The organism is Mesorhizobium sp. M0500 (genome assembly GCF_040321165.1).
GTDB lineage: Bacteria > Pseudomonadota > Alphaproteobacteria > Rhizobiales > Rhizobiaceae > Mesorhizobium.
In genome coordinates, this window is the sequence record NZ_JAMYRB010000001.1 from 673,557 (window position 1) to 692,503 (window position 18,947).

Consider the following 18,947-nt stretch of genomic DNA (forward strand, 5'->3'; position numbering starts at 1 on the left):
ATCACGCAGGCTCCCGCACCCGGCCGACCGGCATCGGTCGCGTCAACAGCATCGGTCATGCAAGCCTCTGGTCATCGATCTCCCCGGCGATGATGCCGAGGGTCTCCCGGCGAAGACTCGATTGACATACAGCTTTCCTATGCACTATCAACATATCTGGAAAACCTGCCATACAGGTTTGCCCACTCCTGAACTGGAAATTGCGTGAGCACGGCCGTATCCGCAAAACATTCCGACGCAGCGAGCCTGGTCAGCAATACGATCGGCGAGATCACGCGCCATATCCGCGCCCATGAGCTCGGGCCCGGCGACCGGCTGCCCAGCGAGGCCGCGCTTTCGAGACAATTGAGCGTCTCGCGTACCGTGGTTCGCGAGGCCTTCAGCTCGCTCGCCGCCATGCGGCTTATCGACCTGAGGGCGGGCAGACGGGCTACCGTCGCCGAGCTGGATTATGGCGCCATGTCACTGGTGATCGAGCATGGCGTCCACACCGAGCAGATCACGGTGCAGCAAATCTACGACGTGCGCCGCACGATTGAGACCCGCACCGCCATGCTGGCGGCCTTGCGCAGAACAGCCGACGAAGTGGAAAGGATCAGGACGCACGCGCTCGCCATGCGCGAGAATTTCCAGCGGCCGGAACAGGTCATGGAGCACGATCTCGCCTTTCACCTCGAAATCGCCAAGGCTGCAAAGAATCCGGTTTTCAGCCTCATCGTCGGCGCGTTCGAGCGCGTATCGCGCCAGACCTGGCCGATCGGCTGGCGCAGCCGCCCTTCCGATGCCGAGCAGTTGGAGATGATCCAGATCCATATCGACCTCGCCGAAGCAATCGAGACCGGTGATCCCCAGTCGGCGCGTGACCTGATGGCGAGGCATTTTGACGAGAGCGTCAAGGCCCTGCTGGCGGCCGGCATCGCCTGAGGAGCAGGGGCGCAATGAAGATCACGAAACTGGAAACGCTGCGGCTCAAGGAGCGGCCGAACCTTCTCTGGGTCCTGGTTCACACGGACGAAGGCCTCGTCGGACTCGGCGAGACCTTCTTCATGGCTGAAACCGTCGAGACCTATCTGCACGAATATGTCGCGCCGTGCGTGATCGGGCGCGACCCCTTGCAGATCGACCTGCTTGCCGCCGACCTCGTCGGCTATCTCGGTTTCCGATCGACGGGCGCGGAAGTCAGGGGCAATTCCGCTTTCGACATCGCGCTTTGGGATCTGTTCGGAAAGGCGACCGGTCAGCCGATCGCACAACTCCTCGGCGGTTTCACCAGGCACGAGATCAGGACCTACAACACCTGTGCCGGAACCGAATACATCAAGAAGGCCACCGGGCAGACGACGGCCAACTACGGGCTCGATAAGCCCGGCGACGTCTATGATGATCTGAATGGCTTCCTTCACCGCGCCGACGAACTGGCGCATTCGTTATTGGAGGAAGGCATCACGGCCATGAAGATCTGGCCCTTCGACATGGCCGCCGAGAAAACGCGCGGCCAGTATATATCGCAGCCCGACTTGAATTCCGCGCTAGCGCCGTTCGAGAAAATCCGCAATGCGGTCGGCGACAAGATGGACATCATGGTTGAATTCCATTCAATGTGGCAGCTGCTGCCGGCCATGCAGATCGCTCGCGAGCTTGCCCCTTACAAGACCTTCTGGCACGAAGATCCGATCAGGATGGACAGCCTGTCCAGCCTGAAACGCTATGCCGAGGCTTCGCTGGCGCCGATATCGGCTTCTGAAACGCTCGGTTCCCGGTGGGCCTTCCGCGACCTTCTCGAAACCGGAGCGGCCGGTGTCATCATGCTTGATATCAGCTGGTGCGGCGGGCTCTCGGAGGCGCGCAAGATCGCTGCCATGGCTGAAGCATGGCATCTGCCGGTCGCGCCACACGACTGCACCGGTCCAGTGGTGCTCGGCGCATCGACCCACCTGTCGCTGAATGCGCCGAACGCGCTTGTCCAGGAGAGTGTCAGGGCCTTTTACAGGACCTGGTACCGCGACCTTGTGACCGCTTTGCCGCAGGTGAAGAACGGCATGATCACCGTGCCTCCCGGACCGGGCCTCGGCATGGAACTGAACCCGGAGATCGATCGCGCCTTCACGGCGCTTCGACGGGTGAGCGACGCATCTACTCTCTGAAAATGAACCTGAAGCAGCTTTCTACGGAGGAGGAGAACCATGAAGAAGCTACTTATCTCGGCAGCCTTGGCAGCAGTATTGGCTGGAGGCTCGGCAATCGGCTCACGCGCACAGGAGCCGATGAACATCGTCTTCACGCATCATTCGTCGGCGTCGAACCCGTTCTGGCAGGCGGTGAAGAAGGGGTTTGACGACGCCTGCGCCAAGATCCAGGCCAATTGCCAGATGGTCTTCACGCAGACCGAAGGCTCGATCGAGCAACAATCGGCCAACATGCAGGCGGCACTCGCGGCAAAACCGGACGCGCTGATCACCTCGATCGTCGACAACAATGCCTTCGACCAGATCATCGCCGACGCCCGCGCTGCCGGCGTCACGGTCATCGCGTCCAACGTCGACGACACCGAGGGTGCAGCCGGCAATGCCCGCCAGGCTTTCATCGGACAAGGCTTCATTCCCGCCGGCTACGAACTCGGCAAGAAGATGTCCGAGTTCTTCCCCAAGGAAGGCAAGATCAGGGCGCTCGTCGGCGTCTCCGCGCCCGGTCAGAACTGGTCGGAACAGCGCGCTGCCGGCGTCATGAAGTTCCTTGAGGAATACAAGGCCGCGAATGCCGGACGCGAAGTGGTCATTGAACGGCTCGACACCGGCACAGATGGCGCCGTCGTCGCCGATCGTGTTGGCGCCTATCTGTCTGCCCACCCGGACACCACGGTGTATTTCGACACCGGCCTTTGGCATGCCTACGTGGCCCAGGTTCTGATCGATCGCGGCATCGAGCCGGGCAAGGTGCTGATGGGCGGCTTCGACATCGTCTCGGAAGTCCTGCAACAGATGGAAGCGGGTTACATCCAGGTCCAGGTCGACCAGCAGCCCTACATGCAGGGCTTCATGCCGGTGATGGAAGCCTATCTCGCCAAGAACGTCGGTCTGCTGCCGGCAGACATCGACACCGGCAAGGGCATCATCGTCAAGGAAGACGTGCCAAAGCTCAAGGAACTGGCCGCACAAGGCGTGCGGTAGGCGCGAAGCCGGCGTCCTCTCCTCGTTCTTTACGCGGAGAGGGCAAGGGCGAGGGCCAGGGAGCAAGGCCTTGGGCGGCGGCTCCGTCCCATCCTCCAACGGCATCTCCCTTGTCAGGGGGGTAGAAGACAGACTGCCGCCATCCCCTTGCCGATGCGACAAGCCAGCGCAAACAATCCCAAGCCGGAGCGAATGATGAAGCGCTTGATGAAGATTTATCTGGAGAAGCCGGAGCTTGCGGCCGTCGTGTTCCTGCTCCTCCTCCTCCTCGTCTTTCAGATTCGCTCGAACGGCGTATTTCTGAACACACAGAACGTGCGCGGAATGCTTGGGCTGCTGCCTGAAATGGGGCTGGTCGCGATCGGCGTGACCCTGCTGATGATATGCGGCGAGTTTGATCTTTCGGTAGGCTCGGTATTTGCGCTGACCCCGATGACCATGGCGGTGATGCTGGCGGCAGGCGTGCCGTTCGCGCCGGCCTTTGCCGCCGGGCTCGCGATCGCCGCCCTGATTGGCTTCTTCAACGGGTTCATAACGATTCGTTTCGCGATACCAAGCTTCATCACCACGCTTGGCATGCTGTTCATCGCGCGTTCGCTGACGGTGGTAATCTCCGGTGGCTTCCCTCCTGTTATCCCAACCAACGCTCTGCCCAAATGGCTGTTTACGATCTATGTGGGGCCGGGCGACCTCTTTCGCATGTCGTTCTTCTGGTTTCTCGCCGTGGCAATCCTGGTGACGGTGCTTCTGTCGCGCACGAATTTCGGCAACTGGGTGCGCGCCACCGGCGGCTTTCTGCCCGCCGCGCAATCGATGGGCATCCCGACGGCCCGGGTGAAGGTCGCCTGCTTCATGATCTGTTCGGTGCTCGCCGGCTTTGCCGGCACCATTCAGGTGATGCGGCTCGGCGCGCCGCTGCCTTCAATCGGCGAGGGGCTGGAGTTGCAAGCTGTGTCGGCTGCCGTCATCGGCGGCGCCTCGCTGGCTGGCGGCATCGGCACCATCTTCGGCGGCATCATCGGGGCTGCCCTGATCCGCGTCATCGACAACGGACTGGTGCTGAGCCAGGTTGACGCCAACTGGTTCAAGATGGCAATCGGCTTCCTGACTATCTTCGCGGTCGTCGTGAACGCCTGGCTTCGAAAGCGGGGCAGGGCAATGAAGGTGGAGACCTGATCATGGCGGCACCCATCATCGCGATCAAGGGACTCCAGAAATGGTATTCCGGCGTCCACGCCTTGAAGAACGTCACACTGGACATCTACCCCGATGAGGCGCTGGGCCTCGTCGGCGACAACGGCGCCGGCAAATCGACGCTGATCAACATCTTGTCAGGCACCCAAAAGCCCGATGGCGGCGAGATCAGGATCGACGGTGAACCGGTCCGCTTCTCGAACCCGCGCGACGCCATGGATCGCGGCATCGAGACGATCTACCAGTACAATTCGATGGTCCCGACCATGACCATCGCCCGCAATGTTTTCATCGGACGCGAGCCGGTGAAGGGCTCGGTTTTCGGCATCGGCATCCTGGACCAGAAGCGCATGCGTGACGAAAGCGTCAAGGCGATCGCCGACGTCGATCTGCATCTGAGGTCGCCCGATGCGCTGGTCGGCGAACTGTCGGGCGGGCAGCGCCAAGGCGTCGCGATCGCCCGGGCCATGCACTTCAAGTCGAAAGTCATGATCCTCGACGAGCCGACCAATCATCTCTCGGTGAAGGAGACGCGAAAGGTGATCGGCTTCGTTCGCGCCCTCAAGGCCCAGAACATCACCAGCGTCTTCATCAGCCACAACATGCATCATGTTTTCGAATGCTGTGACCGGGTCGTGGCGATGGCGCGCGGCGAGATCGTTCTCGACAAGCGGATCGGCGAGACTTCGATCGAGGAAATCCACGAGGTTCTGTGACGCGAAGAAGCGATCACTCGCGAGCCGCTCTGCTGGTAGAGGTCAGTCTGCGCTACGGCTTTTCCGCAAGGATCGCCTCAGCGGTTTTCTCGTCGGTGATCAGCACATCGACGACTCCCAGACGCAACACGGCGCGCAGCACCGGAACCTTGTCGAGGCCGCCGGAGGGCAGGATCACAGTGTCGACGTCGCGCAGATGTTCGGGGGCGAGGCCGATGACACGGCTGTTTAGCGGGTGATCGACGAGTTGTCCGTCGGCGCCGATCCAGTGGCCGCAAATATCGCCGACGGCTCCGGCTTCGCGCAGCGATCTGAGATCATCGTCTCCTACCAGTCCGATCCGAAAGATGGTGGCGTCCTTGTGCACCGCGCCTACAGAAACGAAAGCGGCGTCAACGTCGCGGGCATGGGTGAAGGCGTCTTCCAGAATGGACTGGCGCATAAGCAGATCGCGCGTGGCCTCCGTATCCGTGAACACGGGTGCCGCGATGTAGAAGCATTCCGCATCGAAAAGCGCCGCGAGCCGCGAGGCGATTTCATAGATGTTGATCGCCGATCCACGCGTGAGCCCGCCGAGCAGGGAAACGACCGACATCCCTCTGACGGGGCGTACGGTCACTGACCGCAGACTAAGCTGGAGCGTCCGTCCCCATCCCACGCCCACCGATATCCCGTCACGGATTCTATGCGACAGGGCTTCACCGGCAGCGGCTGCGATGACCTGTGGCACCAGGGTAGGATCGGGCGGTGTCGGAACCACGATTGGGTCGGAAACGCCATAGGCGTCCCGCAGCCGGTTCTCCAGCTCGATGCAGTTCGCCACCTTGGAATTGATGCGAATCTGAACGATCCCCCGCTGACGGGCATGCGCCAGCATCCGGTTGACGCGAAGGCGTGTCAGGCCAAGAGACTTGGCGATTTGCGCCTGGGTGAGGTCACCGACATAAGCAAGCCAGGCGGCGCGCACGAGCAGCCCTTCCTCGCGATCGGCCGTGACGGAACTCGTGACGGCTTGGCGGCCGTCGCGTTTCTTTCGTGCTGGTTTCTCCATCAGATCATCCTGTCCACTCCGCGGCAGCGGGTCCAGAGCGGCTCGGCGGAGCCATGTGCTCATCGATATGAGGCATCAATCGAGTTTCCCGGCTCCGCTAGCCTCGATGATAGCGGTCGAAGGACAAAACCAGCGGAGCATCATGGCAAATTGCGTCGATGATGGCAGTCGTCAGCGGCAGGCGATCGTGGGGAAGTACACCCCGGGCCATCATATTCTTCAAAGTCGGACCAAGGTCCAGCGCCAGTTGCGCGCCCTCGACCGTGTCCGAACTCATATGTTCGCGCTTCGCCACGGAATAAGGCAGGCCGCGGCCGAGCAGGCGCCCCATGCGACCGTTACGGCCCGCCTGGCAGGTCACATAAAGATCGCCGGAGCCGGCCAGCCCCAGCACTGTTTCGACCTTTCCACCCAGAGCTTCGACCAGAATCGCCATCTCGGCGAGGGACTGCGAGAAAAGCGATGAGGCTAGGTTGTGCATGAGCGCGCCATTGGGCGCCTTGCCGTCGCGCTCGAGCAGCCCAACGGGAGCCCCAACGGCGAGTGTGTAGAAATTCTTGAACGCAGCGCAGATCTCGACGCCGACGAGATCGGATGACGATCGCGCATGATAGAAAGGCGCGCGCAGAATGCGGGACGCCGCGGCCACCTGGTCGGGATCGTGCCCGGCCAGGATCACAGAGGTGTCGCGCTGTGCCGCCAGTTCGCCGGCAATGCACGGTCCGCCGACGGCCATGACCGGGACAGACAAGCCAGTGCGTTGCTCGATCTCGCGGGCAAGCAGATGTGGCAGGATTTCCACGCCTTCGTCGCTTGCTGCAAGTCCTTTCGTAATCATCAGTATCGGCACGGGCGACTTGATGCTTTCTGCAATGCGGTCGATCGCCCAAGGAATGCCGGCCGACGAGACGCCGAGTACAAGCAGATCGGGTCCATCGTTCATCGCCGCCCCGAATTCGGTCCAGGAACAGGCGGTTACCACATCAGGCAGAGTGATGTTGAGGCGTGGGTGATGACTTGTGCTGGCCACCGAGCCGACGATCTCCTCATCGAGATGGGTCCCGACAAGAGTGATGCGGTTACCAGCGTGAGCGGCCGGAAGCGTCATGGCAGAGCCCATGACGCCGGCGCCGAGGATGAGGATCCGCGCCATTCAACTTCTTCCCTTGTCCAGCCGCTCGCCGCTACCTTGGTCGAACAGGTGGATTCGCTCAGGCGCCGGCTCCAGATGGATCACAGCTCCTGGAGCGAGCTCCATGCGGTCATGCAGCACCGAGCAGATCGCGATGTTGCCCATGCTGGCAAAGATGTGGATTTCGGGGCCAGTCGGCTCGACAACCGTAATCCTCGCCGGAATGCCGCGCCCGTCGGCCACTGGTCGAAGATGTTCGGGGCGAATGCCGTAGATCACCTTTTGGCCGGGCCGAACCGCAGCCCCTGGCGGCAGCGGGAGCGATAGCTCGTCGGTCCGCACCACCCAGACGTCGCGCTCGGCAGCCACCTCGCCATGGAACATGTTCATTGCGGGCGAGCCGATGAAGGAGGCGACGAAGAGATTTGCCGGGCGATCGTAGACATCGAGCGGGCGCCCGATCTGCTCGATGTGGCCGTCGCGCATGATGACGATGACATCGGCCATGGTCATGGCCTCGATCTGGTCATGCGTGACATAGACTGTGGTGGTCTTCAGCCGCTGGTGGAGTTCCTTGATTTCGGTGCGCATCTGCACCCGCAGCTTGGCATCGAGATTGGACAGCGGTTCGTCGAACAGGAACACAGTTGGGTCCCGCACGATGGCGCGGCCCATGGCGACGCGCTGCCGCTGACCGCCCGAAAGCTGGCGAGGGTACCGTTCCAGATAGGGGGTCAGATTGAGGATCGATGCCGCCCATCCGACCTTCTGTTTGATTTCTTCGGTTGGGCGTTTCTTCAACTGCATGGAAAAGGCCATGTTGTCGAAGACGGTCATGTGCGCGTAAAGCGCGTAGTTCTGGAAGACCATCGCGATGTTGCGGTCTTTGGGGTGGAGCGTGTTGACGACCCTGTCGCCTATGGCGATCTCACCGGACGTGATGGGCTCGAGACCGGCTATCATGCGCAACAGCGTGGACTTGCCGCAGCCGGACGGCCCCAACAGAACGACGAACTGGCCATCCTCGATCGAGAGATCGAGTCCATCGATAATCGAGAGGGCGCCATAGTCCTTCTTTATGTTGCTGATGGTGACAGACGCCATAAATTGCTACCCTTCGATTGCCCTTGCCGGTTGGATCGCATTTTCGCCATGCGAGCTATTGGCGATCGGATGCGCTCTCACCATTCGCTCTCCAGAAACTCTTCCAAGAGTCCCGCATCGGCGGCCAGATTGATGAAGGACCATCGACCGCGGATTTCCCGCGAATAGCGAATGGCGTCGTGCCAAAGCGCGCGCGGCAGGCCTAGTTCCGCGCCGGTGACCGGCCCTCCCGCAGCCTTGAGTGCTGCCTCCATGCGGGCGACCGGCATTGCCATGGGCCGAACCTCCTGGCGCAGCGCCGGCCAGATTTCCGCAAGCCTGCGGTTGAAGATTTCCGACTGGCTGGCGTCGAGTGCCGTCTTCTTCATCTCGGCAATGCAAAGTGGTCCAAGCTGCGCGCCATAACGGGCCAGCATCGCCGCCTCGTCGATGAAGGTCGGCCTTGCCTGCGGCGGCTTTTCCATGTCCAGCAGCCGCGCTTGCAGCCGCGCCATGACCAGCGAGGCAACCCCAACCTGCTGACCATGCGTGGTGCCGGGATGACGCTCTCCCGCGAACATGTCGACCCAATGGGAAATCTGGTGCTCTCCCATGGACCCGGGATGGGAAACGCCGGCAAAGCACACGCCCATCGAGCACAGCGTCAGGACGCGCTGGAGATGCCCGACAGCGGTGACGTCATGCCTGGCAAGGCCAGGCGCATGGGCCAGCATCGGCTCCTCATCGCCCGCCTGAAGCAGATAAGGCACCTCGGAATAGTAAGTGTCGAACAGCCGATGCGAAGCCCACCAGTCGATCTGGGCGGTGGAGCGGCAGAGGCTGTCACCAAGCCCGGCCGCGCTGAGCCAGGCGGGCGCTGCGGCCGACACGCCAAGGTCCAGGAAGATGCCCCGGGGCGCGTGTGAGGGCAGCGAGATCTTGAGCCCGGAGGCCAAGGTCACCGACGCTGTCGAGGCGCCGTAGCCATTCATCGAGGCGGCCGTGCCGAAGACGGCATAGGGCCGCTCGTCGAGAAAGGTTGCATGCTTGCAGCCGTCGTTGAGGACGCCCGACCCGACGGCCACGACCCCGTCGGCGTGACGCGTCTTCTCCCTGACCATCTGGATCATTGCCTCATCGCAGTCGAGGCCGTCAGGCAGCACGATTTCATCGATGTCGGCGATGGCACGCAGCGCCTTCGCGACGCGCCTGCCCATCACATCGACGGTGTTGATATCCGACACAACAGCGATGCGGCTGCCTAGCGCCAGGGACGCAACGAGATCCGACTCGCGGCCCTCCGTCGTCTCCAGCAGTTCGATCGTCTGGAACGGCAGGACCGCGGCCGCGCCGGTCTTGGGATCTGTCCAGCGTCCCGCGACAACGTCCTCGATCAACGCGTTCCAGTTGGTCGTTTCAGCCATGATCGGCCTCCATGAAGGCCGCGAGGCGCTGGTTCCAGGCTGAAAGCGTTGGCCAAAGATCGGCATGGATCGCAAGAAGTTCGGCGTAGAGCGCGGCCCGTTTCGTGTCCGGTTCGAAGGTTTTGGCCGGCTCGCTGGCCATTGCGAGCGACGCTTCGGCGATGGTGGAAAACCAGCCCACGCCCTTTGCCGCCGCCATCGCCGCGCCAAGCGAGGAGGCTTCGACGGTCGTCGAACGCTTTATGGGACGATCGAGTGCATCCGCCAGAATTTGCATCCACAGGTCAGACTTCGCTCCTCCGCCGATCGCTATGAACTGGTCGATGGTCTGGGCGGCAGCCGCAGCCGCCCGCTGACTTGTCGCGGCCTGATGCAGCGCTATGCCTTCCAGTACGGCGCGATAGATGTCGCCGCGGCGGCTGGAGCCCGAAAGCCCGGCAATCACACCACGTGCCGCACTATCCCAGTGTGGGTCCATGACGCCCTGCCAGTAGGGCAGGAGCATTATGCCGCCTGCGCCGATCGGGCTGGCAGCGGCTTCGGCCTCGAGTGTCTCCAGGGCATCATTTGCGCCATGCAGATCGACGCCAAGCATCTCGCGCGCCATCCAGTCGACGAGAAAAGTGCCGGCGCGAAGGCACGTCTCGTAGATATAGCCGTCATCGGCGACCGCCGTCTCTGTGCGGAAGGCCAGATCATGGACGTAGTCGATGCCGAAGCTGCCGGAGACGACAGCCGTCCCGAGGTTGATGTAAGCGCATCGCGGCTGCAACACACCCGCGCCCGTGCCGGCGCATTGACCGTCGCCGCCGCCGGCGACGATCGGCGTGCCCTCCCGCAGGCCCGTCAGCATGGCGGCTTCCGAAGTCAGTTGGCCCAGAACGGTGCCGGGCCGCGCCAGATCCAGCATCATGCGCCGGGCGACGCCCGCTGCCTCCAGTATATCGTTCGACCAGTCCATAGCTCGCATATCGAGTATGCCCATCGGGTCGGCGGATGCGGTGGACGTCACCCACCGGCCGCTCAAGCGAAAGACCAGATAGCCGTGGACTTCGGCCATCCGCTCCACCCGGGCAAAAATCTCGGGCTCTTGCTCGCGGAACCAGATCATGCGGTAAAGGCAAGGAATGACGTCCAGCGGCTTGCCGGATATTGCGTGGACGCGTGCCGCGCCGAAGCTCTCGCCGAAGCGGCGTGCCTTCCGCCGGGCGCGCTCATCGAGCCAGAGCGTCGCCGGCCCGACCGCTTGGCCCTGCTCGTCGAAAAGTCCGAAGCTTTCGCGCTGGTTGGCAATCGCAAGGGCGGCAATGCGTGCCGGCGAAACTGTTGCCGCGACACCACGAAGCGCCGTGACCGTCGAGGTCCACCACTCGGCCGGATCCTGCTCGAAATAGCCCGAACGCGGGTTGGACATTGCAAGCGGTGCACGACCTTCAGCCACGGCCAGACCATTGCGGTCCCAGGCGATCGCCTTGGTTGCCGAGGTCGAGGAATCAATGCCGATGACGAGATCAGGAACCATTGCCGCCACGTTGCCAACGGGCGAGGGCGGTGAAACCGCCTTCGCCCAAATCACCGATTACCCGCTAAAGACCGGCATCCTTGACTTTGCCGTCGACAATGCCGGCAATGGCATCCAGGCATGCCTTGGCGTCGCCGCCATAGTCTTGGCCCGTAAGCAATTTGCCGAGCTCAACCGGAATGTCGTTGTTCGACAGATCCGCCCAGATCGGCATGTCCGGCTCCGATCCCATCTGGTTGTCGATCGTGTATTTGATCGCGTCGAAATGGCGTGTCGTTCCGGGCCCGACAACGGCCTTCGCCTTGACCCGAGGATCTGTAAAAGAGGAATTGCGCATCGGCGACGCGCCGCCGCCGAGCGTCGACACCCGCGCCATCACATCCTTCGAGCAGACCCACTGCATGAACAGCCATGCCGCTTCCTTGTTCTTGGAATATTGCGACAGCGAAATCGTCGAGCCGCCCTGGTGGCCGACAGCCGGGATTTCGTTGAAGCCGCAATCGGCGGCGGCGCGACGGCCAGGAACCTCCTTGGGCGCGGGCAGGGCCTCGAACAGGCCTTTGACCTTGGAATCGTTGGCGTCGAAGCCGGGGAAATCCTCGCCCCAGGTGATTGCCATGGCGGCCTGACCCTGTGTCAACGCCTGCCCCTGACCGTCCCAGGTCCACGTCGTCGCCGACGGCGGCGAGTTCTTGACCAGCTCCTGATAGAATTGCAGCCCGGCCACGCCGCGTTCGTCATTGCCGACAAACTTCTTGTCCTTGTTGAAGATCGAACCGCCATGGCCCCACAATGCGAAGGTCCAGTCGCATTCCAGCGAATAGTGGCCGGACTTCGCCTGGCACGCGGTGCCGAAGATGCCGTTGCTTTTTTCTGCCTCTGTGAGCGCCTGCACGGCCTTGAGGTAGGCGTCGAGGTCTGTCGGCAGCGCAATGTTGTGTTTGTCGAAAAGATCCTTGCGGTACATCAGGATGAAGATCGGAATATCGAATGGAATTCCACACTGTTTGCCGTTGTACATGGCAATGCCGTCGACCAGCGGCTTGGAGAAATCGTCCCAGTCGAAGTTGGGCATCGCCAGTTCTTTGTTCTGGTCATAATACTCGCGCGGATCGACGACATCCTGGGCAAATGTCGCCATCCAGGACTGGTCGAGATAGTAGACGTCGTAGGTGCCAAGCTGGCCCTGTACGTCTTGCGTCGCCTTGGCGAGAACCTGCTCCAGCGGCACGATCTCGACTTCCACCTCAATGCCGGTTGCCTTGGTGAATTCACCCGCGACAAGCTGGTTGGCAACGATCGTTGGCGGCGTCGCTTCCGAGGTGTAGCGGATTTTGGTGCCGGCATATGGTTTGCCGACGTCGGCCAGCCACTTCAGCATATCGGCGTCCTGGGCGCGGGCTTCCTCAACCCCGAGGCCCAGCATCCCCCGACTGGTGCGGCCGCCACCTAGCATGGCTGATCCGAAGGCGGAAAAGCCGACACCAGCGAGCGCCATCCTCCTCATGAAGTCGCGTTTGGTTATCCGGCGCGCCGTAAAGTCATTGCAGGTATCGGCGACGAATGTCTTCTTGTCGTGTTCACTGAAGCTCATGATCGTTCCTCCATTGCGTTTTTGTCGTCGTTCTTCTCGTCTGCGCCTCACTCCTTCAGCGATCCGAGGGTGAGGCCGCGGACCAGATGCCGTTGAACCAGCAGGATAAAGATGAAGCTGGGTATGATCGCGGATGTGCCGAGCGCTGTGATGTAGCCCCACTCGGTCGCGGTCGATGTGACAAAGGTCGAGATCTTCACCGGCACAGTGCGGATCGACGTTGTCAGGAACAGTGAGAGCAGGAACTCGGTCCACGAAAAGATGAAACACAGCACAGCCGTCGCAGCGATGCCGCCCTTGACCATGGGAAGGACGACGCGTCGAAACGTCTGCCAGCGCGTCGCGCCGTCGATCAGCGCCGCCTCATCGACCTCGCGCGGAACATCGTCGAAGAACGACTTCAAAAGCAAAACCGCCAGCGGCAGGTTAATCAAACTGTGAACGAGGATGAGCCCCGTATAAGTATCGCGCAAGCCGAGATCCCGGAACATGAAAACGATCGGAATGACGATCGCGATTGGCGGCATGAAGCGTTGCGAGAGAATCCAGAACAGGAAGGACTGCTGGCCGCTGAACTGCATTCGCGACAGGCAATAGGCGGCCAGTGTGGCCAGCAGCAGCGTCAGCGCCGTCGATCCGACGGCTATGATGGCGCTGTCGAGCAACGACTGACGGGAATCGTAGGAACTGGCGCCACCCTTGATGACCCCGGCCGCCTCGCCGCCCTGTTCCATGCCGATGTCGACGCGCGAAACGCCAAGCAACGTGACACGGTAGTTGTCCGGCGTCGGGGTGAAACTGGTGTAAACCGGTCCGCTGCGATCGAAGATCGCCGAATAGGGTTTGATAGACGACAGGGCCCACCACGCGATCGGGAACATGAAGATCGCCACCACCAGGACGGCGAGCACGTCACGGGTGATCATTTGGGCGCGGGACGACTCCATCAGAACCTCACCTTGAACAGCCTGACGAAGAGGTTCGACACGACGATCAAGACGACGAGCACGATCAGCGACAGAGTCGCGGCATAGGGAAAGTCTCCGGTGAAGTAGATACGGCCAGCGTAGAATGAAAGCGTCTCGGTGGCCGTGCCAGGCCCGCCGGCAGTGATGATGTAGATGTAGTCGTAGATGCGAAAGAGATCGACGCCGCGGATCAGTACCGCGACCGCTATCACCTTGCGCAGCATCGGCAATGTGAGGCGCAAGAACGTCTGGATGCCGTTGGCGCCGTCGATCGCCGCGGCCTCGAAAGGTTCCTTCGGCAGCGCCCTGAGCCCTGCCAGGATGATGAGCACCATGAACGGCGTCCACTGCCATATGTCTGCCAGCAGGATCGCCGCCAATGCGGTTCCGGGCTGCGTCAGGATCGGCTGTGCCGGCGAGATCAGGTCGAGGGCATAGAGGTAGAACGACAGGACACCGAAAGAACCGTCCTGCATCAGCAGGAACATCATTCCGGTCACCGCCGGCGGCACCACCAGCGGCAGTGTCATCAGCGCCCGCAGCACGCCGTAACCTTTGCGATCGGTGTCAAGCAGAAGCGCGATGAGGATGCCGAGCGCAAGCTGAACCGCAAGCGCGACGAAGGTGTAGATCAGCGTGGTTTCCAGCGAATGCCACATACGCGCATCCGAGAAGGCGCGCGTCCATTGGTGGAGCCCGGCGAAGTCGAGCTGCCGGGAGACGACATTGCGTTTGTGAAACGACAGCCAAACCGAATAGGCGAGGGGATAGATGCCGAAAACGAGAAGCATCACCGTGATCGGCGCGAGCCAGGGGAAAGGATGCTCGGCCGTCATGAACCGGGGCAGGGCCCATCTGGGCGTTTCGCGGGTCACGGTCACCGTGCTCACGCGCAAATCTCCGCTCGGTCACAGAGACGCATCGGCCTTCTCCCTATCGGCCAGATTGTGCCAACTTGAACTTTTGTAAGTTTGTTGTGCCTTTTGTTAAGAACGTGTCGGACGGCCGCCGATTTGTCAAGTGTCGGTTCCGTCAGGCTCAGGGGTTTTGGTCGTAGTCCCAGAGGATGCCGTGATCGCCGGGTACGGGGTTGTTTTTGGAGCGAGCGCCGCCGGCAAATGCCGTGTACCAGCATCAAAAGCGCTCAGGGCCGCCGTCAGCCAGCCTTGGCTGCCCAAGAAGCTACGCAACGCATTGAGGAGATCGGGAGGACAGCCCGGGGGCTTTGGAACTCGCCTTAATCCGGCAATCGGATCTGAAGCTTTACGTCCGCCGGCCGGGCTTCGACTGCGCGGTCGAAGGCGGTGATGGAATCTTCGAAGGGGAAGGTCGCCGAAATGAGTGGCTTTAGGTCGACCCGGCCCGACCCCATCAGCGCGATTGCCCGCTCATATTGGTGGGCATATCGGAACACAGTCTCGATGCGAACTTCCTTGGTCGAGGCGGTGGCGACATCGAATGCGATCGGCGCCACCGGCAGGCCGACCACCACCACCGTGCCGCCGGGCCGCGGCAGATCGAGCAGGGTCTCCCATGCCTTGGACGAGCCCGAGCATTCAAACACCACGTCGGCGCCCCAGCCATCGGTCAGGCGCTTTACCTCCGCCGCCAGGTTCTTGTCGCGGACGTTGACCGGGATCACGCCTTGATAGCCGCCGGCGATGTCGAGCTTGGGTTGGGCGAGATCTGCAACAACGGCGCGGGCGCAGCCGCCGGCCAGCGCCGCGATCGCCACCATCGTGCCGATCGGCCCTGCGCCAATCACCACCGCCGTGTCGCCCGGCGCGATCTTTGCTTTGGCAGCCGCCTGCATGCCGACAGCGAAGGGCTCCACCATGGCGCCTTCGGCGAAGCTGACATTGTCGGGCAGTTTGAAAGTGTAGTTAGCGGGGTGGACGACATAGGGCGTCAGCACGCCGTGGATCGGCGGCGTTGCCCAGAACCTGACCGCTGGATCGATGTTGTAGAGGCCGAGCCGGCTCGCCCGCGAATTGGGTTCGGGGATACCCGGCTCCATGCAGACGCGGTCGCCGACCTTCAGATGCTCGACGCCTTCCCCCGTTTCGACGACGGTGCCGGCGGCTTCATGGCCCAAGACCATCGGCGCTTCGACCACGAACGGGCCGATGCGGCCATGCGTGTAGTAGTGCACGTCGGAGCCGCAGATGCCCACGGTATCGATCTTGATGCGAACTTCGCCCGGGCCGACGGTCTGTGGCAGATCGATGTCACGCAGCTTGAGTTCGTGTTGGCGTTCGAGGACAAGGGCGCGCACGTTCGTCATCGGCGTAGTCTCCTCTAAAGCTGATTGTAGGGGCCTTCGTGACCTTCCACGGGTATACACACCGTCCATTTCGCGGCAAGCGAAAGCGACCACCCGTCCGCAAACGAACATGTGAAGCACTGCGCTGCCCGGAGAAGATAGAGATCGGCTGCTATCCGTAGCGGGGCGGCGGGAAGTTTGAGGGAAAGGTTAGGCATCATTGTTCTCCGGGCGCCCTCGTATGCGTCCCAATCGGCCGCATCGGGGAGCGAGGGGATGGTGATCGATTCACCTTGGTCGAAACTTGTGAATGCAGCGTCGACCATTGCCTCTGCCTTCATGACGACTTCGCCGGGAAGATGGTCAAGCGACATTCCGGCTGTTTCCCAGAATCGGCAGCCGTGGCCCCCGGAAGCACGGTTGAACCCGGACGTTTCTCTCGCCGAGTTCCTTGTGAAGCGAAAGCCCAAGGGCAAGGACGAAAGCCTTTGAGGCCCCGTAGACTCCGTTCAGGATCTCGGGGTTATGGCCAGAACGGAAGCGAGGTTGATAATCGCCCCGCCACCCCTGCTCACGAGTGCTGGGGCAATGGCATAGGTCAACCGCATCAGTGCAACAACGTTCAGGGCGATGATGTCGTCCATCCGGTCCACATTTGACGCGAGCAGTGGCGCTGTGGCGCCGATAGACGCGATCGAGTGCAGGCGGGTTCAGTTGGTGCTGGTTGTGGCGGTGAACCCGCACTGCTTCTGTTCCATATCGATCTGCTTCGTGATGCGGACGGCGTTCTGTGCGTAGGCCTCCGTCACGGAGCCACTATTCACAGTCTTGGCCTTCAGCGGGCTCACGCCTGCGCAGAGGTGGAAAACATGCGGCTCGGTGGACTTCGCGGCTCCGTTTTCGGGCGCGATCCAGTAGACGACATCCTGACCGGCGGGGTGGCTCGCGTCCCGCGTCGCCGCCGTCACGGCGGCGGTGTCCGTCGCGATCGCCTGCGCCTGAGCGGCGACATCGGGCGAACAGGCGGTGGTGGGCTGCCCCGACTTGATCTGGGCTGCGCATGCGTTCATATCCTGGGTGTACTGTTCGACCGACGGGGGTTTGAAACTGATCCCCATGACCGTCGCGAGCACGGCCAGCGCAGCGCCGACGCCGCCGGCAACCTTCTTCGTCCGCGGATCCATGTTTTTGTCGGTGAGGATCAGGAAAACCAGCGGGAGGAAGGCAATCAGTGTGATGATTGCGCCGAGCTGGTTTTGGAAGAAGAACCTGGCCGCGTCGGATGCACGAGCCGGATCGTGCCTGTTGGCCGCCTTCCATAGCAAGTTGCCGGCGGTTGCGAAAATCGCGATGCCGACCAGAAGGCCGATGACCAGCGGCAGGTGTCCCTGGTCGAACTTGTTCTGGCGAAGCAGCATAATTCCGTAGATCTCGCCGCCAATGGCGACGACCCACGAGAGTGCGGCGAAAAGGCGAAGACGCGTGGCGGAGGACTTCTGGCCCTGCGTCGCTTGCCAATCCTTGGTAACGTCTGGCTTGTTGTCGGTCATTGACCAGATCCCCTGATATCGACACTTCTGCGGGCGGCGTTAGACCAGAAGGCGAACCCGCCCTGCGCAGCGTCATTGAACGAGCATCACCTGCCTCAGCGACACGGCGAAAATGTGAGCGCCACGCCACGGCAGGCCTCATCTCCATTCATAATTCATATTGCGCATGAGTGAATCCGTCCATACCCACGCAGGCAGACGCCTATGCGGCGATGGCTTCGTTCTTCTTAATCTCTGGCTCGAACTTGACGTAGCGGACTGACAACTTACGGCCCTATAAACGCGACGTAGAGTATCGGCTTGGCAAAGAAGCCTCCTGCGCACCTCCGACGTCGCATATCTGCGGTTCGGATGTCAGATGAAGAATGGCGCGGTGAGAGCCGATAATCGTCGATAGATGGGTTGTGGAAATCGTTAGAAATTTCCCAACTACGAGGCCGACTTGGTCGCGCAGATCGCGTAGCGATGCTGCGTCGAGCGTTCCAGCGCCCTGAGGAAGTTCATGTGCCGTGCCTGCGCGCGATGAATCGCGCCGAGCCGGGTGTCGACCACAGGCATCTCAAAGCCAGCCTCCACGAGAAGCGCGCAGACCTCGTCCGCTTTGGCGCCGTGCGAAAAGTGCAGCCGCGACAGGATGCTGCGATGGCGGTCCGCCATCACCTGATCCAGTCCGTGGACCGGCCCGACTGTCCGGCCAACGGCCCTTTCCAGGACTTGTCGCAGAGAGGTTACCCAGGTCTTACTGGCGAAATCACCATCAATGATCAGCAGCCGTCCGCCAGGCTTGAGCAGCGAGAACCATTCGGCGAATGCCGCTCGCGGATCCACCAACGTCCAGACGAGATGACGAGTGACGAGGACGTCATAGCTTTCTCCGTTTTCAAGGGTGCGCTCGGCGTCGCCGATCAGAAACCGGATGCCGCTTTCCCTCTGCATCGCCTTTGCACGCGCGCGGGCAAGCATAGTCTCTGACCAATCGAGCCCGGTCACGGCATAACCCAGGTCGTGCATGAGATGAGATACGACCCCAGTGCCGCAAGCGAGGTCGAGCGCGCGACGCCCATCCCCGCGCCCCAAGTGCTTGAGTATCAGCCTGTGCCAGGCCAAGCGTTCCCGCGGTGAGAAGATTTCATGCCCTACCGAAAGATCGAATGTTCCGGCGCGCGTCGACCAATAGTCGCGTATCTCGTCCCGCAGCGAATAATTGGGCTCGCCTGCCATTCCTGACCCCTTGTCGTCGTACCAGTCTGGAATGGCTCTAAAAGATATTTCTTGAGAATTGA

General features: G+C 61.8%; 16 protein-coding genes and 1 pseudogene. 5 read left to right on the forward strand and 12 right to left on the reverse strand.

All coding sequences use genetic code 11. The annotated features are described in order from the left end of the window. Positions 1 to 204: 204 nt before the first annotated feature. The 5 genes from NKI70_RS03300 to NKI70_RS03320 all read left to right on the forward strand — a co-directional run bounded on the left by NKI70_RS03300 (position 205) and on the right by NKI70_RS03320 (position 5,077). Positions 205 to 924: a FadR/GntR family transcriptional regulator gene (locus tag NKI70_RS03300; protein WP_352484283.1), complete on the forward strand. Its 720-nt coding sequence runs from the start codon at positions 205 to 207 to the stop codon at positions 922 to 924. A gap of 14 nt (positions 925 to 938) precedes the next feature. Next, complete coding sequence (locus NKI70_RS03305) at positions 939 to 2,144, forward strand: mandelate racemase/muconate lactonizing enzyme family protein (RefSeq protein WP_352724246.1); 1,206 nt, start codon at positions 939 to 941, stop codon at positions 2,142 to 2,144. 39 nt (positions 2,145 to 2,183) lie between these two features. Then, a complete protein-coding gene (locus NKI70_RS03310) occupies positions 2,184 to 3,167 on the forward strand; it encodes a sugar ABC transporter substrate-binding protein (RefSeq protein WP_502895713.1) in 984 nt (327 codons plus the stop codon). A 195-nt stretch (positions 3,168 to 3,362) separates the two neighbouring features. Then, positions 3,363 to 4,343 carry an ABC transporter permease gene (locus tag NKI70_RS03315; RefSeq protein ID WP_352724248.1) on the forward strand — a complete coding sequence of 327 codons (981 nt, stop codon included), beginning with the start codon at positions 3,363 to 3,365 and terminating at the stop codon, positions 4,341 to 4,343. Between the two features lie 2 nt (positions 4,344 to 4,345). Further along, positions 4,346 to 5,077: an ATP-binding cassette domain-containing protein gene (locus tag NKI70_RS03320; RefSeq protein ID WP_023678772.1), complete on the forward strand. Its 732-nt coding sequence runs from the start codon at positions 4,346 to 4,348 to the stop codon at positions 5,075 to 5,077. A gap of 52 nt (positions 5,078 to 5,129) precedes the next feature. On the opposite strand, the gene NKI70_RS03325 is transcribed toward NKI70_RS03320, so the two are convergent. From NKI70_RS03325 to NKI70_RS03380, 12 genes and pseudogenes are all read right to left on the reverse strand, one after another. Next, positions 5,130 to 6,044, reverse strand: a complete 915-nt coding sequence (locus NKI70_RS03325) for a sugar-binding transcriptional regulator (RefSeq protein ID WP_352579041.1) — start codon at positions 6,042 to 6,044, stop codon at positions 5,130 to 5,132. Positions 6,045 to 6,225: 181 nt separating this feature from the next. Then, complete coding sequence (locus tag NKI70_RS03330; protein ID WP_352724249.1) at positions 6,226 to 7,281, reverse strand: hypothetical protein; 1,056 nt, start codon at positions 7,279 to 7,281, stop codon at positions 6,226 to 6,228. Then, positions 7,282 to 8,364, reverse strand: a complete 1,083-nt coding sequence (locus NKI70_RS03335; protein WP_352724251.1) for an ABC transporter ATP-binding protein — start codon at positions 8,362 to 8,364, stop codon at positions 7,282 to 7,284. Positions 8,365 to 8,441: 77 nt separating this feature from the next. Continuing rightward, the gene (locus tag NKI70_RS03340) at positions 8,442 to 9,767 is read right to left on the reverse strand and encodes an iron-containing alcohol dehydrogenase (RefSeq protein WP_352724252.1); all 1,326 of its coding nucleotides are present in this window, start codon (positions 9,765 to 9,767) and stop codon (positions 8,442 to 8,444) included. Continuing rightward, the gene (locus NKI70_RS03345) at positions 9,760 to 11,289 is read right to left on the reverse strand and encodes a xylulokinase (protein WP_352724253.1); all 1,530 of its coding nucleotides are present in this window, start codon (positions 11,287 to 11,289) and stop codon (positions 9,760 to 9,762) included. The genes NKI70_RS03340 and NKI70_RS03345 overlap by 8 nt, the downstream gene beginning before the upstream one ends. Positions 11,290 to 11,353: 64 nt before the next feature. Continuing rightward, entirely contained in the window at positions 11,354 to 12,883 is a 1,530-nt protein-coding gene (locus NKI70_RS03350; protein WP_352724254.1) for an ABC transporter substrate-binding protein, read from the reverse strand. 47 nt (positions 12,884 to 12,930) lie between these two features. Then, positions 12,931 to 13,830, reverse strand: a complete 900-nt coding sequence (locus tag NKI70_RS03355) for a carbohydrate ABC transporter permease (protein WP_352724255.1) — start codon at positions 13,828 to 13,830, stop codon at positions 12,931 to 12,933. After that, complete coding sequence (locus tag NKI70_RS03360; protein WP_352724257.1) at positions 13,830 to 14,741, reverse strand: carbohydrate ABC transporter permease; 912 nt, start codon at positions 14,739 to 14,741, stop codon at positions 13,830 to 13,832. The genes NKI70_RS03355 and NKI70_RS03360 overlap by 1 nt, the downstream gene beginning before the upstream one ends. A 347-nt stretch (positions 14,742 to 15,088) precedes the next feature. Beyond that, positions 15,089 to 16,135, reverse strand: coding sequence for an NAD(P)-dependent alcohol dehydrogenase (locus tag NKI70_RS03365; protein ID WP_352724259.1), 1,047 nt, complete (start codon positions 16,133 to 16,135; stop codon positions 15,089 to 15,091). A 149-nt stretch (positions 16,136 to 16,284) separates the two neighbouring features. Further along, positions 16,285 to 16,824 (reverse strand): annotated as a pseudogene (locus tag NKI70_RS03370) (SDR family NAD(P)-dependent oxidoreductase); the annotation flags it as partial. Then, a complete protein-coding gene (locus NKI70_RS03375) occupies positions 16,825 to 17,664 on the reverse strand; it encodes a succinate dehydrogenase/fumarate reductase transmembrane subunit (protein WP_352724260.1) in 840 nt (279 codons plus the stop codon). A gap of 429 nt (positions 17,665 to 18,093) precedes the next feature. Further along, positions 18,094 to 18,885 carry a class I SAM-dependent methyltransferase gene (locus NKI70_RS03380; protein ID WP_352692434.1) on the reverse strand — a complete coding sequence of 264 codons (792 nt, stop codon included), beginning with the start codon at positions 18,883 to 18,885 and terminating at the stop codon, positions 18,094 to 18,096. Positions 18,886 to 18,947 lie beyond the last annotated feature (62 nt).

What these genes read in the sequence shown, in the direction of transcription:
- NKI70_RS03305 (WP_352724246.1), top strand. Translation starts at nt 939, where the DNA reads ATGAAGATCACGAAACTGGAAACGCTGCGGCTCAAGGAGCGGCCGAAC.
- NKI70_RS03310 (WP_502895713.1), top strand. Translation starts at nt 2,184, where the DNA reads ATGAAGAAGCTACTTATCTCGGCAGCCTTGGCAGCAGTATTGGCTGGA.
- NKI70_RS03315 (WP_352724248.1), top strand. Translation starts at nt 3,363, where the DNA reads ATGAAGCGCTTGATGAAGATTTATCTGGAGAAGCCGGAGCTTGCGGCC.
- NKI70_RS03320 (WP_023678772.1), top strand. Translation starts at nt 4,346, where the DNA reads ATGGCGGCACCCATCATCGCGATCAAGGGACTCCAGAAATGGTATTCC.
- NKI70_RS03330 (WP_352724249.1), bottom strand. Translation starts at nt 7,281, where the DNA reads ATGGCGCGGATCCTCATCCTCGGCGCCGGCGTCATGGGCTCTGCCATG.
- NKI70_RS03335 (WP_352724251.1), bottom strand. Translation starts at nt 8,364, where the DNA reads ATGGCGTCTGTCACCATCAGCAACATAAAGAAGGACTATGGCGCCCTC.
- NKI70_RS03340 (WP_352724252.1), bottom strand. Translation starts at nt 9,767, where the DNA reads ATGGCTGAAACGACCAACTGGAACGCGTTGATCGAGGACGTTGTCGCG.
- NKI70_RS03345 (WP_352724253.1), bottom strand. Translation starts at nt 11,289, where the DNA reads ATGGTTCCTGATCTCGTCATCGGCATTGATTCCTCGACCTCGGCAACC.
- NKI70_RS03350 (WP_352724254.1), bottom strand. Translation starts at nt 12,883, where the DNA reads ATGAGCTTCAGTGAACACGACAAGAAGACATTCGTCGCCGATACCTGC.
- NKI70_RS03355 (WP_352724255.1), bottom strand. Translation starts at nt 13,830, where the DNA reads ATGGAGTCGTCCCGCGCCCAAATGATCACCCGTGACGTGCTCGCCGTC.
- NKI70_RS03365 (WP_352724259.1), bottom strand. Translation starts at nt 16,135, where the DNA reads ATGACGAACGTGCGCGCCCTTGTCCTCGAACGCCAACACGAACTCAAG.
- NKI70_RS03375 (WP_352724260.1), bottom strand. Translation starts at nt 17,664, where the DNA reads ATGACCGACAACAAGCCAGACGTTACCAAGGATTGGCAAGCGACGCAG.
- NKI70_RS03380 (WP_352692434.1), bottom strand. Translation starts at nt 18,885, where the DNA reads ATGGCAGGCGAGCCCAATTATTCGCTGCGGGACGAGATACGCGACTAT.